Source organism: Mediterranea sp. An20, from assembly GCF_002160055.1.
In the GTDB taxonomy this organism is placed as follows: Bacteria; Bacteroidota; Bacteroidia; order Bacteroidales; family Bacteroidaceae; genus Bacteroides; species Bacteroides avicola.
The window spans coordinates 145,202-160,129 of record NZ_NFJV01000001.1 but is presented as its reverse complement, the minus strand read 5'-3'; the positions used below and the strand labels follow the sequence as shown (position 1 = coordinate 160,129).

Here is a 14,928-nt window from a genome sequence, read left to right as displayed (position 1 = left end):
TACCACCGCGCATGGCGGAGAAGGTATCTGCCCCCTTTGTAGTGTCTGGCTTTCGCAGCCTTATTTCTTCTCGCTCACCTTGTAGTTGTAGACCTTGAAGTTGGCGATGCCTGCCTTGAAGTTGCCTGCCTTTTGCAGCGGGAACACTAAGGTGGGAACAACTCTCAGGCCTGCTTTCTTATCCTCGTTGGAGTGGTAGACGGTACGGGTATTCAGTTGTCCTACCGCCTTGCCGTTAACCCGCAGTATGGTAGAGGTATTGTCGCCTTCGATGGATACATGTGCCTTCTCACCGGGGAAGAACTGGTAGTCGAAAGTGTACAGGTAGCCGTCGCGGGCGAAACCTAACTTCTGACTGATGGGGTCGGAGAGATAGAATACGGCGTTGTCCGAGCGGAACAGTTCCGTGCCGGGCTGCTCGTCGGCAGCAGTGATGTCAAACTCTACCGTGTAGTCGTAGCCCACTTCCGGATAGCCCATCTTGTCGCCAGCCTTTACAGCGGGCAAAGAGAGGATGAGGTTGCCCGGTTTGCCCCAGCGTCCCAGTTCGTTGACACCCGGAGCCTCGCTCAGCAGCTGGCTCTTGGCGGCAAACTCCTCGTAGGGCAAGGTGACGTTGACACCGTCCCACATCTTGGCAGCCAGCGTCTGAAGGGCGGGATAAGCGCGGTGATGAATATCTTTCACCGAGATGCCGTTGCCTACATGGTCGTTCCATACGGCAAACATGCCACCGAGGATGGCGGGGTCTTTCTCGTCGAACACTACATCGCCCACGTGCGCCGGAGTCCAGTTCTTATACAGGTGTTCGGTATTCAGGTAGTCGTAGTAGTAACCGGCGGCAGGCACAATGTAGAGCAAGCCATCGGGCATGCTGATGAGCTTGTACCCCTGTTCCACCATGTCTTTCGGGTTAGCGTATCCGTTGTACCAGAGATTCATGATGACATTGTCCGATTTAACCGGTGTTTCGCCCTTGGCATGGGTCAGGGCTCCCCACATGCAGACTTGCTTGCCGAATCCTTCTACATACTTAATATAGTGGTCGGTGAAAGCGCGGAACTGCTCTACCACTTCCTTGTCTTTGTTGGAGTATTCGTCGGTACCGATGTTGACGCGCGGACCTACGAACACAGGGTCATCGCCCTCCAGATATTCTTTGAACAATGCGTCCATGAAAGTGTAAACTTCCGGGTTGGAGAGGTCGAAGTGGTCCATGCCGTATTCCTTGCTGCCCAGTTCGGGTTTGTAATGGCTGAATGCCAGCGTATGGGCGGGAGCGTCTATTTCGGGGATGATTTCCACGTAGCGTGCGGCGGCTTCCTTCTGGAAGTCGCGGAATTCGGCTTTCGTATAGTGTCCGTCGCGGGCTGTCAGTCCGGGGAAGGTTTCGCTTTCCAAGCGGAAGGCGGCGTATGTCTTGTCCCAGTCGTTCTCAAAGAACTGTTTGAAGCCGTTGTCGTTGAGGTGAATCTGGAACGTGTTCATCTTGTAGTAGGACATGATTTGGGCGAAGTCGCGCAGGTAGTCCAGCGGGATATACTTGCGTCCGCAGTCCATCATGAATCCGCGCACGGCATAATCGGGCCAGTCGGTGATGTTGCCTTGGGGGAGGCTGCGGTTTTCGCTCTGTTCGCTCATCTGCAACAGGGTGCGTGTGGCCCAGTAAACGCCGATGGGTTGGGGAGCCGATACGCTCACCTGGCTGCCGATGCGGATGGTGTAGCCTTCCGTGCCCAGCTTCTTGTTGTTCTTCAGGCTGAGGCGGAAGTCGCCGTTGCGGCTTTTGCCGGTAGTCACTTCGGGCTTTACGCCAAACATGGCCTCGTAGTCTTCGGCAAACTGCCGGGCCACGGGCAACAGTTCTTCGGCATCGCACACGATGCGTGTCTGGCTGGTGGGCATAAAGTCACCTTTCTTCCCCTGCCACTCTTTCAGTTCGGGGATGACAAAGGGTTTGGGATTTTGCGCCTGCACGCAAAGGCAGGTGAGCAACAGCATGCCTGCGGTGCACAGGGCTTTTCGGAAAAGGGTGATTCCTTTCATGGTTTTGTTGTTTAATGAATAATAATAGTATAAAAGCTCTTGCGGATGGTTCCCATCTGTTTTAACATAAAGAAAGAACCGGAAACAAAGATAAGACTTTCGCCTTATCTTTTGGGTCTCCGGTTCTTTCTTTTAGGAATTATTCAGAAATCATTCAGAACTTGCCGGGTTCCGGCCGTTCTTCCCGCACAGTGGACCGAAAGCGGCCCGAGGGCTCACGGGCAAATTTCCAAGGGCTTGGCAGCGTGTTGCCAAGCCCTTGAAAGCCAGCTTCTAAGCGCTTGCCGACAGTCGCCTGTGCAGCAGTGTGGCATGTCGGCGTACCGGTGCTGTTGTTCAGAAACTTACGCTTACCCCGCCCAGGAACGTGGCTTTGGGCATGGGATAGCCCAGCATCACTTCGTAGCGTTGTGCCAGCAGGTTTTCGCCGCGCACGAAGAGCGAGGCATAGGGGCAGAGACGGTAGGAGGCGCGGAGGTTCCAGAGCAGGAAGTTTTCCGTTGTGGCGTTTTCGCCTACCGAGGTATACAGCCCCTTGACATATTGCAGGCCGGTCGAAGCACTCCAACGGCCGCGGTGGAAGTCGGCTCCGGCGTAGAATTTGTGTTGGGGGGCAGAGATGACGGGATTCTCCATGTGTACCCAGCTGTAGTTGGCATTTACGTTCCAGGAGGGGCTGATGCGCCAGGCGGCATTGGCCTCCAGCCCCCAGTTTTCGATGTCGCCGCTGTTTACGTTGTGCGGCCGGCCGTCTACGCGGGTGGTCATGATGAGGTTAGAGCCGTCGATGTAGAACAGGTTGGCACCGTAGGTCAGTGCGCCGTTTAAGAGCATTTGGCTGAATGACAGCTCGTAGTTCATCAGCCGTTCCGGTCTCAGGTCGGGGTTTTGTGGGGGGAACATGTACATTTCGCGGATGGTGGGGTTGCGGAAACCCTTGCTGACCATGGCCTTCAGTTCGGTCTGCCGGGGCAGGTGGAAGGCCAGTCCGCCCTGCGGGATAAGCTCGGTACCCACGTGCGAGTGGTGGTCGACGCGTAAGCCGGCATTGAGCGAGAGCCATTGGCCGAAATCCTGGCGGAAGTCGGCATAGGCAGCTACCTCGTCTTGTGTTTTTTCCACGCCGGGGATGCGCGTGCCGTCGGCCACGGCCACGTTCCACGATTCGCCGCCGAAGTGCTGGTAGTCGAATCCCACAGTCAGCCGGTTGCCCTCGTAGAGTTCCGCACTCTGATACCACGACAGGCCCATCATCAGGTCTTTGCTGTGGAAGAGCGATTCCTGCGGACTTTCGCCCGGTCCGTAGCCGTCGTTTATCTTGTGCCTGCCCCAGTTGTAGAAGAAACTCAGTGCGCCCGACGTGCGGTCGTAGTGGTTCTCCAGCATGGCAGATGCCATACCGCGGGTGATGCGTGAGTCATTGTCGAAGAGCGGTTCGCCGACCTCTCCGGGGTTGGAAGCGTTGAAGTGCGTCATGTTCACGTCGCCCCACAAGCGCCAGTTTTGCGTCAGGTCATACGCCAGTTTGGCATAGCCGTTGTATTGTTCGAAGCCCATGTCGGCGCGGTGTCCGTCGGTGCGGTTGTAAGAGAAGGCTGCCGTGCTGCTGAACCGTCCGCTGCGCACGCGGTTGACAGCTTCTGCCTGCACCGTGCCGTAAGAGCCTGCCCCTACGTTGATGTCGGTCTTTACACCGTCTTCGTACATCCGGCGGGTGACGATGTTGATGACGCCGCCCATGGCGTTCGAGCCGTAGAGCACCGAGGCCGGTCCGCGCAGCACCTCCACGCGTTCGGCCAGCAGCGTCTGGTAGGAGTCGGAGATAGGATGCCCGAAGAGGCCCATGTATTGCGGGTGTCCGTCGATGAGCACCAGCATCTGTGCACTGCCCGACAGGCCGCGCAGGCTCAGTCCGCCCGCCGCGCCGGTCGACACGCCGTAGCCCATGACACCGCGGTTGGTGACGAACAGTCCCGGCACCTGCTCTGCCAGCGCGGGGAGGATGGAGGGCTGGTAACGGTTTTCCAGTTGCGGGCGGCCTACGACGCTGATGGTCATGGGAAGGTGTCGGATGTCGGTGGCGTTGCGGGTGCCGGTCACTACTACTTCGTGCAGCATGTCGCCCTCGCGCACGCCGAGGGAGTCTGCCGGTTCGGCGGCCGGAAGCGCAGCCGGGGCAAGCCCTAAGAGCAGGGCAGAAAGGAGGAGTTGTTTCATTCTTGTATTCTTTTAGGGGGTTATAGGTAATTCGTTATTCCGTCTCCGTAGAAGAAGGGCGGGAAAAACGCTGCAAAGATAACACCTCCCGGCTTCCCGAATCGTATCCTGATTACAGATGTTGCTACCCATTTTACGGCAATGGCATTTTCCGTTCTTTCCGCCAGGCATCCCGCAGGAAACCGTTCCCAGGCTGTCGGACGTTGATTGCTAAGCTGTTGGAAGCGTACTGCCAAAGGCTTTCCAGCGGGCTGCAAAGGTATTTCCGGTTGGCCTCCGGAACTTAGTGGGAGAAGTGCTTGTCGGCGGGCAGGAAGGGCATGCCGGAGGGGGATGGGGCGAAAACCGTAAAAAAGGTTAATGTAAAAGTAATCCGGGTAGAGCCGTTTCCTGCGCCGGTGCCTATCTTTGCAGCGTGCAAACAGCATCTGTGCCGTTTGCTTTCTTCAGACTGACTATGGACGAAAAGAAGATTCTGGATATAAAGACCGTGTACGAGTGCAACCGCTGCCTGGGAAGTCGGACGCTGCATCCGCAGGCTTCGCTCATTAATCTGGAAAATCCGGGCGTGGAGCAGGATGCCGTGAAGTTTGAGTTCTATGCCATCCTGCTCATCGAAGACTGTCCCGGCAACTGCGGGTGCTGTGGGCGGCGCTATTACGACTTCGGCTATGCCACTATGGTGTTTCTCACGCCCGGCGAGGTGTTCCGCATGAGCCGCGACAATACCCTGCCGGGCAAAGGACTGCTGTTGGCGTTCGACCCGGCCCTGCTGCTGTGTACCACGCTCAGCAGCCACATCGGACAATACTCTTTTTTCCGTTACTGCAAGGAAGAGGCCCTGCACTTGTCGCAACGGGAGACGGCTTGTGTGCGCCGTTATTTCGACGACATCGGCGAGGAGCTGCACCATCCCATCGATATGCACAGCCGTACACTGCTCTCACGGCTCATTGAGTTGTTGCTCGACTACTGCTCGCGTTTCTACGAACGGCAGTTCATCACGCGTGAAGAAAAAAACAAGTCGCTGCTCCGCCGCCTGGAACGATTGGTAGACAGCGGCATCGACGAAGGCTGCCTGGAACGCGGGCATTTCCCTACGGCTGCCGAATGGGCAGCAGACCTGGGGCTTAGCGAGGCCTATTTCTGCGACTTGCTGCGCTTCCAGACGGGCAAGACACCCACCGAGTACCTGTATTTCCGCCGCCTCGAAGCTGCCAAACGGATGCTGCAAGCCGACCGTGCCACGCCTGCCCAGGTGTCGCGGAGGCTGGGCTTTGCCAACGTGTGCCAGTTTAGTTTCGTATTCAAGAAATATACGGGACAAGCGCCGGGGGAATACAGGCTGAACTGAGCATGCCGGACGGGGCGCGGCACCGGGTAAGACGGTTTTTTCTTTTTTTTCTTGCAAACTTCCGGAATTTCTCCTTACTTTGCTTCCCGTTGAACTTAAAAAACATTCAAGACCATGAGTAAGAACCAGAGAAAACGTGTGACACATACACAGCGTGAGGAACAGCAAGGCAAGAAAGTGATGCTGACGTTTACCGTCATAGCTCTCATCCTTATCGTTATCATGTTGGTGGCTTATACCATTTGGGCATGACGTCGTATGGCGCAGGAGATTGAACGCAAGTTTCTGCTGGCGGGCGATTGGCAGTCGGCTGCTGTCTCTGCCAGCCGCATCACGCAGGGCTACATCTGCAGTGACCGCGGACGGACGGTCCGTGTGCGCATCCGCGACAACCACGGCTACCTCACCATCAAAGGCCCTTCGGCTGACAACGGCCTGAGCCGTTACGAGTGGGAAAAGGAAATTCCCGCAGACGAAGCCCGTGAGTTGATGGAGCTTTGCGTGGGCGGCGTCATCGACAAAACACGCTATATAGTGCCTTATGGCGGCCATACCTTCGAGGTGGATGAGTTTCAGGGCGACAACCGCGGACTGGTGGTGGCAGAAGTCGAGCTTTCTGCTACCGGCGAAGCCTTCGAACGCCCGCCTTTCCTGGGGCGTGAGGTGACAGGACAGGTGCGCTATTACAATTCGCAGCTGATGCAAAGGCCGTACAGCACGTGGAGCGAAGAAGAAAAATCGGGAATGTAACGGGAACAACCGACGATGTAAACAGCCGATGGAGAAAGTCTACCAATATCTGCCCCAAGAGTTTGTCACCTTTCTGCTGGTGACGCTTTTCTCGCTGCTCATCGGCCTGTCGCAGCGGCGCATCAGCCTGAAGCGCGAAGGCGAGACGACGCTGTTCGGTACCGACCGCACTTTTACCTTTATCGGCATACTGGGGTATCTGCTTTATATTCTTGACCCAGCCGAATACCGCTTGTTCTTAGGTGGAGGAGCGGTGTTGGGTGTGTTGCTGGCGTTGAACTATTACGTCAAGCAGGCACAATATCACGTATTCGGCGTCACAACCATTATCATTGCCCTCATCACTTATTGCCTGGCACCTGTCGTCATTACGCAGCCATCGTGGTTTTATGTCATGGTGGTTGTGGTCGTGTTGCTGCTCACCGAGCTGAAGCACACCTTTACCGAACTGGCGCAGCGCATGAAGAACGACGAGATGATTACGCTGGCCAAATTCCTTGCCATCAGCGGCATCATCCTGCCCATGCTGCCCGACAAGGTACTGATTCCGGGCATCAACCTGACCCCCTATAGCGTGTGGCTGGCCACGGTGGTGGTATCGGGCATTTCCTATTTGTCTTATCTGCTGAGGCGGTATGTCTTCCGCGAGTCAGGCATCCTGGTATCGGGCATCGTGGGCGGGCTCTACAGCAGTACTGCCACCATCTCGGTGCTGGCGCGCAAGAGCCGCGGGGCTTCTCCCGGCGAGGTACCCGAATATGCGGCGGCCATGCTGATGGCTGTGAGCATGATGTTCTTGCGCTTTCTTATCCTGACGGGTATCTTCAGCCGCGAGACACTGGCCGTCATCTATCCTTATCTGTTGCTCATGGCAGGGGTGTCTGCCGCGGTGGCATGGTGGCTGCACCGGCATCGCAGTGCCCGGGTCGACGTCCAGGCTGCCGATACCGATGCCGGCAACCCGCTGGAGTTCAAGGTGGCTTTGATATTTGCCCTGCTCTTCGTGGTGTTTACGTTGCTGACGCATTACACGCTGCTCTATGCCGGTACGGGCGGTCTGACGGTGCTGTCGTTCGTCTCTGGTGTGAGCGACATTACGCCTTTCATCCTGAACTTGTTGCAGGGCACGGGCAATGTCACCGTTGGGTTGGTGGCAGCCTGCAGTCTGCAAGCTATCATCAGCAACATCGCTGTCAACCTGTGCTATGCCCTGTTCTTCGCCGGACGCCGGAGTCCCTTGCGGCGCTGGGCCGTGCTGGGATTCGGCATTGTGATTGCCGTGCACGCAGGAGTGCTGTTACTCTTTTATTTTATTTAACGTATTGCGGTCTTGTTCTTTAGGCAGAAGGGCGTATATTTGCGTCGCTGAAATGCTTTATTTTTCTCCCAGTACGAAGATTCCGAAAGGATTTTCGTATTATGTCGCTGATAAGCAGCGGATTGCTTCTTATATATAACAGGATTGCTCTTTATCGCTTGGAAGGTAGCTTCTTATACCGTGGAAAAACGTTTCTTACCGCTTGGAAGTTTCCCTCTTGAAAAGCCGGGGGGCGTAATCTGTCTGTGGACTGTCTGCGTCGGGTAGCGGGAGACTTGGAACGTTTCGTCGAATATCTTATTAAATAACAGAAACAAAATGAAACTGAAACAGATGCTGTTGCTGCTGTGCCTGTGTGTTATATGCGGTACGGCAACGGCGCAGAAGCAGGCCTCTTTCCGCGTGAAGGGGCTGGTGCTCGATTCGCTGACATTACAAGGAGAGTCTTATGCCACTGTCCGGCTGGCAAAGAAAGCGCAGCCCGGCAAGGCCCTGAAAATGGTATTGACCAACGATGAAGGAAAGTTCCTGGTGCAGGGCACGGGACAAGGGGAGTTTATGGTATCCGTCACTTCGGTGGGACGCAACGACATCGTGCGCAGCTTCACGGTGCAGGAAGACGGGCAGGAGGTGGATTTGGGCACTCTCTACTTTACCTCTGCCGACAATGTGCTGCAGGAAGTGGAGGTCGTGGCCCAGAAACCTCTGGTCAAGGCGGACATCGACAAGATTACGTACAACGTGGCAGACGATCCCGACTCGGAAACCAATTCTTTGATGGAGATGCTGCGCAAGGTGCCTATGGTGACCGTAGACGGTGAGGACAATATCCAGGTGAACGGAAGCAGCAGCTTCAAAGTCTACGTCAATGGCAAGCCCAACAACATGATGAGCAATAATCCTAAAGAGGTACTGAAGAGCATGCCTGCCAACACCATCAAGAACATCGAGGTCATCACCAATCCGGGACCGAAGTATGATGCCGAAGGCGTGGGCGGTATCCTGAACATCATTACCGAAGGCGGGGGCTTCGAAGGCTATACCGTCACCGTGAACGGCAACGGAAGCAACCGGGGCGCAGGCGGCGGCGTGTTCGGCACCATACAGAGCGGAAAACTGACAGTGAGCGCCCGCTACAACTACGACTACGGTACCAGTCCCCGCAGCTATTCCGGCGGAAACCGGCGCGCCACGGAACCTTCGTCTACAACTGCCAACCTGGATTATGAAGGCAGCAGCAAAGGCGACAACCAATTCCAGTCGGGTAGTCTGGAAGCCAGCTACGAGATAGATACATTGAACCTCGTATCGGCCTCCTTCGGGCTGTGGGGCGGCGGCTACGACAACCACGGCAGTACGGGCTACGTGGGGACATCTTCTCTCGCGTCGGCACCGGGCGAGCTTTACCGCTACAGCCTGCTCAACCGCGGCTCCTCATCGTGGTATTCCATCGACGGGAGCATCGACTACCAGCACATCTTCCCCCATGTGAAGAACCGGATGCTGACTGTCTCTTACAAGATTAACACAAACCCCGATGCCTCGGAGTCGTACACTGAATATGACATCGACCCGAACTACAGCGCCGACTGGGCCGATTATCTGAAGCGTCTGGAAGACCTGTATATGGACAACAGCCAGAATACGGTGGAACATACCGCGCAGGTCGACTTCACTACGCCCATCGGCAAATGGCATACGCTGGAGACGGGTGTCAAATACATACGCCGCAACAACTCGTCGGACAACGACCGCTACGAACGTACCAGCGGGATGGACGACTATGTGTTTGACGAGGAGTACAGCACGCACTACCGCCACCAGAACGACATTCTGGCAGCCTATTTGGGTTATGCGCTCCGCTGGAAGAAGCTTTCGGCACGGGCAGGACTGCGTTACGAGCATACCATCCAGAACGTGAAATACTTGTTGGGAAGGGGTGACGACTTCAGAAAACACTTCAACGATGCCGTGCCTTCCATGTCGGTGGGATGGAAACTGAGCGACTTCTCCAACGTGCGGGTCGGTTACAACATGCGCATCTATCGCCCGGGCATCTGGTATCTGAACCCTTATCTGGACGACAGCAACCCGTCGGCGGTCAGTCAGGGTAATCCGGATCTGGACAGCGAGAAGAACCACTCGGTAGACCTTAGCTACAGCAGCTTCTCGCAGAAGTTCAATATCAACCTCTCCGCACGCTATTCGTTTACGAACAACAGCATACAGAGCGTCACTAACTTGGTATCGGAAGATGACATTCCGGGGCTGAACCCCGACAACCTGACGGGCAAGGATGTGCTCTACACCACCTACCGCAACATCGGAAAGAGCCGCAATGCCAATCTGAACGCCTACATCAACTGGAATGCCTCGCCCAACACACGTATCTACTTGAATATGTCGGGCGGCTACGTGCACATGAAAGGCGCGGGCGATCTGGAGAACCACGGCTGGAATTTCTTCGGTTTCGGCGGCGCGCAACAGACGTTCAAGCACGACTGGCGCCTCAGCCTGAATGCTTACGGGCAGACACCGTATATCATGTTGCAGGGTAAGGGCAGCAACTTCGTGGGTTATTCAATCAGCCTGAACAAGTCATTCCTGAAGAAGCGCCTGACACTCTCGGCCTACGCCAGCAATTTCTTCCAGAAATACCAGAAGTACAGTTCGCACACCGAAGGCACAGGATTCCGCCAGGAAAACTGGAACCGTTATCCGCAGGCACGTGTCGGGCTGAGCATCAGTTACCGTTTCGGTGAGTTGAAGGCCAGTGTGAAGAAGGCGGCGCGTACCATCAGCAACGACGACGTGAAGAGCGGAGGCGGCGGTTCGTCTTCGTCGGGAGGCATGGGCGGCGAATAAGCCCGGCCGTCGAGGCGGGGAGCTACAACTCCCCGCGGCGGATGGCGTCCATCACGTTGGCGGGTGCACGTTCGGCCAGCAGTTCGCGTTTCATGTAGTCCATGTAGGGCGCCACGTGGGTGAAGAAGCGGTGGTAGCCGGCACACAGGTAGTTCAGCCCCGGTTCGCCGTCGGCCGTACGGACAAAGCGGTTCTTGGGGCATTCGCCGTTGCAGGCAAAGAGGTAATTGCATTCGCGGCATTGGCGGGGCAGGGCCGACTGTTTGGCTTGGCCGAAATCCAGTTGCCGTTGGCTGTACATCATCTCTACCAGCGTTTTCGAGTAGATGTTTCCTAATTTGTATTGCGGAAAGACAAAGTGGTCGCACGAGTAGACATCGCCGTTGAACTCCATCACGCCGGCATGTCCGCACGTCTTGGCGAGGGTGCAGATGCCCGGCTGTTCGCCCACCCAGTTGGCAAGCGTGGAGTCGAACAGCTGGACGAAGATTTTTCCCACGTCTTGTTTCACCCATTCGTCGAACAGGGTGCAGAGAAACGAGCCCCACTGTTCGGGCGTAATGGAGAAGTCGGCCAGTTGCGTCTGCGCCCCGTCCGTCTCATCGACAGCCGCCAAGTGGCGTCCGTCGGCGTGAGGCAAGATGCGTTCCACGATGGGAGCAAACTGCAGGTAGCGGCAGCCGATGCTCTTGAAGAAGCGATAGAACTCCAGCGGATAGTCGGCATTGAAGTCGTTCACTACCGCCATGGCGTTCCACTCCACCCCATGCTTGTTCAGCAGTTCGATGCCGCGCATCACCTTGACAAACGAGGGGCGTCCCTGTTTGTTCTTACGGTACTCGTCGTGAAATTCCTGCGGGCCGTCTATTGAGATGCCTACCAGCCAGTTGTTTTCCTTGAAGAAGCGGCACCACTCATCGGTCAGCAGCGTGCCGTTGGTCTGTATGCAGTTGTCGACGGTGCGTCCGCGGGCATACTTGCGTTGCAGTTCCATAGCCTTCTGGTAGAATGCCAGGGGGCGCATCAGCGTCTCTCCCCCGTGCCAGGTGAAGAGCACCGACGGCATGGTCTGCGCTTCGATGTACTCGCGGATGAATTTTTCCAGCAGTTCATCGCTCATCACGTGCTTGGGGTTGTCGTGGTAAAGCTTGCTTTTTTCCAGATAATAACAATACTCGCAAGCTAAGTTGCAGAGCGCGCCTGCGGGCTTCAGCATGACGTAGAGCGGGCGGGCGAAAGGGGCGAAAGTCTGTGTGGTCATATTTCTTATCTGTTTGGAGGACAAAGATAAGAGATTTTGCCGAATATCCATGTATGGGGAGTGTCTCCATTTGAATAGATAAGTGACAAGCGTCTGAAACCTAATGAGTTGTCGTGTCTGGTGTAACTTCTGCGTTTCTTTCGCCGTCTTCGCGGTGCTCCCTCTGTATGGGCTGTTTGTTGCAAAGCCCTTTGCTTCCTGCTCCGAAGCTCTTTGCTTCCCGCTCCGAAGCCTTTTGCTTGGGCGCTCCCATATATAAGCCGTTTCCGGCCGTTGTCTTGTGAAGCTTGCCGCCTGTTTTCCGCAACAATCTTCCCGAATCCTTTTCGTGTCTCGTCAGAATTTTGTATTTTTGCCTGCGGCCTTGTCGGGACTCCCCTGCAGCAGCCGTTTTACAGAATCCCCAGACTACAGATATGAGCGAAGACTTCGAAGAACCTAAAGACGATTTAGACCTGACGCAACCCGGTGACAACGGCGGGAGCGTGGAACATACAGACTATAAACCGGCAGACATTGGCGACGGCGAAGTGCGCCATCGCCTGAACGGCATGTACCAGAACTGGTTTCTGGACTATGCGTCGTACGTCATCCTGGAGCGCGCCGTGCCCCATATCATGGACGGACTGAAGCCCGTGCAGCGACGCATCCTGCATACCATGCGCCGTATGGAGGACGGACGATACAACAAGGTGGCCAACATCGTGGGCGAAGCCATGAAATTCCATCCCCACGGCGACGCCTCCATCAAGGACGCACTGGTGCAGTTAGGGCAGAAAGACCTGCTCATCGACTGCCAGGGCAACTGGGGCAATATCCTGACCGGCGACGATGCCGCCGCCGCCCGTTACATCGAGGCGCGACTGACGAAATTCGCGCTCGACGTGGTGTTCAATCCCAAGACTACCGAGTGGAAACAGTCGTACGACGGCCGCAACCGCGAACCTGTCACCCTGCCCGTCAAGTTCCCTCTGCTCCTGGCACAGGGCGTGGAGGGCATTGCCGTCGGCCTCTCTTCGAAGATTCTGCCGCACAACTTCAACGAACTGTGCGAGGCTGCCATCCATTACCTGCACGGCGAACCTTTTGCCCTCTATCCCGACTTCCAGACGGGCGGCAGCATCGACGTGTCTAAGTACAACGACGGTGAACGCGGCGGCTCCGTGCGCGTCCGTTCCAAGATAGAAAAGGTGGACAACAAGACGCTGGCCATCCGCGAGATTCCCTACGGAAAGACCGTGGCGGGTGTGTGCGACTCCATCGTCAAGGCCAGCGAGAAGGGTAAAATCAAGATTCGCAAGGTGGAAGACCTTACTTCGGGCAACGTCGAGATTCTGGTCCACCTGGCACCCGGCGTCTCGTCCGACAAGACCATCGATGCTCTCTATGCCTTTACCGACTGTGAGGTGAACATTTCGCCCAACTGCTGTGTCATCGACAACCAGAAGCCGCATTTCCTTACCGTGAGCGACGTCTTGCGCAAGTCGGTGGACAACACGAAGCACCTGTTGCAGCGCGAACTGGAGATTCACCGCGCCGAAGTGATGGAAGCTCTCCACTTCGCTTCGCTCGAAAAGATATTCATCGAAGAACGCATCTACAAGGATGCCGAGTTCGAGCAGGCCAAGTCGATGGATGCCGCCTGCGAACACATCGACCTGAGGCTGACGCCTTACTATCCAACCTTTGTCCGCGAGGTGACCAAGGACGACATCCTGCGCCTGATGGAGATAAAGATGGCACGCATCCTTAAGTTCAACAGCGACAAGGCTGAGGAGCAAATTGCCCGCATGAAGGCCGACATCGCCGAAACCGACCGTCACCTGGCCAGCCTGACCGAATACACCGTCGACTGGTTCCGGATGCTCCGCGAGAAGTATGGCAAGAACTTCCCCCGCCGTACCGAACTGCGCAGTTTCGACGTCATCGAGGCTACCAAGGTCATCGAGGCCAACGAGAAGCTTTACATCAACCGCGAGGAGGGCTTCATCGGTACGGGATTGAAGAAAGACGAGTTTGTGGCCAACTGTTCGCCTATCGACGATGTCATCATCTTCTACCGCGACGGCAAGTACCTCATCACCCCCGTGGCCGATAAGAAGTTCGTAGGCAAGAACATCCTCTACATCAACGTCTTCAAGAAGAACGACAGACGTACCATCTACAACGTGGCCTACCGCGACGGCAAGGACGGTACGTGCTACATGAAGCGCTTTGCCGTGACCGGTGTGGTGCGCGACCGCGAGTACGACGTTACCCAGGGCAAGCCCGATTCACGCATCCTCTACTTCAGTGCCAACCCCAACGGAGAAGCCGAAGTCATTAAAGTCACCCTCAAGCCAAACCCCCGCGTCCGCAAGATTGTGTTTGAGGAAGATTTCAGTCAGCTCACAATCAAGGGCCGCCAAGCCATTGGCAACATACTGACTCGCCTGCCCGTACACAAGATTGTGCTGAAACAGCGAGGGGCTTCTACCTTGGGCGGACGCAAGGTGTGGTTCGACCGCGACGTGCTGCGCCTGAACTACGACGGACGCGGCGAATACGTGGGCGAGTTCCAGACGGACGACCGTATCCTCGTTATCCTGGAGAGCGGCGATTTCTATACCACCAACTTCGACCCTGCCAACCATTATGAGCCGGACATCCGCCTGCTCGAGAAGTTCGACCCGCACAAGGTATGGACCGCCGTACTCTACGATGCCGACCAGCAAAACTATCCCTACATCAAGCGTTTCTGCTTAGAGGCAACCGCCCGAAAGCAGAACTACTTGGGCGAGAACCGCAAGAACCGCCTTATCTTGCTGACCGACGAACCCTATCCGCGCCTTGAGGTGGTGTTTGGCGGACACGATGCTTTCCGTGATCCTATGGTTGTAGAGGCCGACGAGTTCATTGCCGTCAAAGGCTTTAAGGCCAAGGGCAAACGCCTGACTACCTACACCCTCGACACGGTGAACGAGCTGGAGCCGACACGCTCTCCCGAACCAGGAACCCTGCCCGCCCCTGAAGCCGACGATGAAGGGGAGGAACCGGAAAACCTCGACCCCGATAAAGATAAGTCGCCCGGGGATATTCTGGACGAGCTGACCGGACAAATGAAACTTTTCTGACCCT

Annotated in this window: 9 protein-coding genes; 6 read left to right on the top strand and 3 right to left on the bottom strand. The window is 56.1% G+C overall.

The genetic code is table 11. The features are described 5' to 3' along the window. Nucleotides 1-60 precede the first annotated feature (60 nt). Nucleotides 61-2,001, bottom strand: a complete 1,941-nt coding sequence (locus B5F34_RS00665) for a family 20 glycosylhydrolase (protein WP_087334277.1) — start codon at nt 1,999-2,001, stop codon at nt 61-63. A gap of 381 nt (nt 2,002-2,382) precedes the next feature. Continuing rightward, entirely contained in the window at nt 2,383-4,263 is a 1,881-nt protein-coding gene (locus tag B5F34_RS00660) for a TonB-dependent receptor (RefSeq protein ID WP_087333981.1), read from the bottom strand. A gap of 457 nt (nt 4,264-4,720) precedes the next feature. On the opposite strand from B5F34_RS00660, the gene B5F34_RS00650 reads away from it, so the two are divergent. From B5F34_RS00650 to B5F34_RS00635, 5 genes are all read left to right on the top strand, one after another. After that, entirely contained in the window at nt 4,721-5,617 is an 897-nt protein-coding gene (locus B5F34_RS00650; protein ID WP_087334275.1) for an AraC family transcriptional regulator, read from the top strand. 114 nt (nt 5,618-5,731) lie between these two features. After that, on the top strand, nt 5,732-5,869 hold the full coding sequence (locus B5F34_RS17675) for a hypothetical protein (RefSeq protein WP_204245559.1): 138 nt from the start codon (nt 5,732-5,734) through the stop codon (nt 5,867-5,869). A gap of 6 nt (nt 5,870-5,875) precedes the next feature. Then, entirely contained in the window at nt 5,876-6,367 is a 492-nt protein-coding gene (locus B5F34_RS00645) for a CYTH domain-containing protein (protein ID WP_087333977.1), read from the top strand. Between the two features lie 28 nt (nt 6,368-6,395). Then, nucleotides 6,396-7,685: a DUF4010 domain-containing protein gene (locus tag B5F34_RS00640; RefSeq protein ID WP_087333975.1), complete on the top strand. Its 1,290-nt coding sequence runs from the start codon at nt 6,396-6,398 to the stop codon at nt 7,683-7,685. Nucleotides 7,686-8,003: 318 nt separating this feature from the next. Beyond that, nucleotides 8,004-10,550, top strand: a complete 2,547-nt coding sequence (locus B5F34_RS00635) for an outer membrane beta-barrel family protein (RefSeq protein ID WP_087333972.1) — start codon at nt 8,004-8,006, stop codon at nt 10,548-10,550. A gap of 22 nt (nt 10,551-10,572) precedes the next feature. Here the strand turns inward: B5F34_RS00635 and B5F34_RS00630 are convergent, their stop codons facing one another. Beyond that, the gene (locus B5F34_RS00630; protein WP_087333969.1) at nt 10,573-11,811 is read right to left on the bottom strand and encodes an anaerobic sulfatase-maturation protein; all 1,239 of its coding nucleotides are present in this window, start codon (nt 11,809-11,811) and stop codon (nt 10,573-10,575) included. Nucleotides 11,812-12,227: 416 nt separating this feature from the next. On the opposite strand from B5F34_RS00630, the gene B5F34_RS00620 reads away from it, so the two are divergent. After that, nucleotides 12,228-14,924, top strand: coding sequence for a DNA gyrase/topoisomerase IV subunit A (locus tag B5F34_RS00620; RefSeq protein ID WP_087333965.1), 2,697 nt, complete (start codon nt 12,228-12,230; stop codon nt 14,922-14,924). The last annotated feature ends 4 nt before the right edge of the window (nt 14,925-14,928 follow it).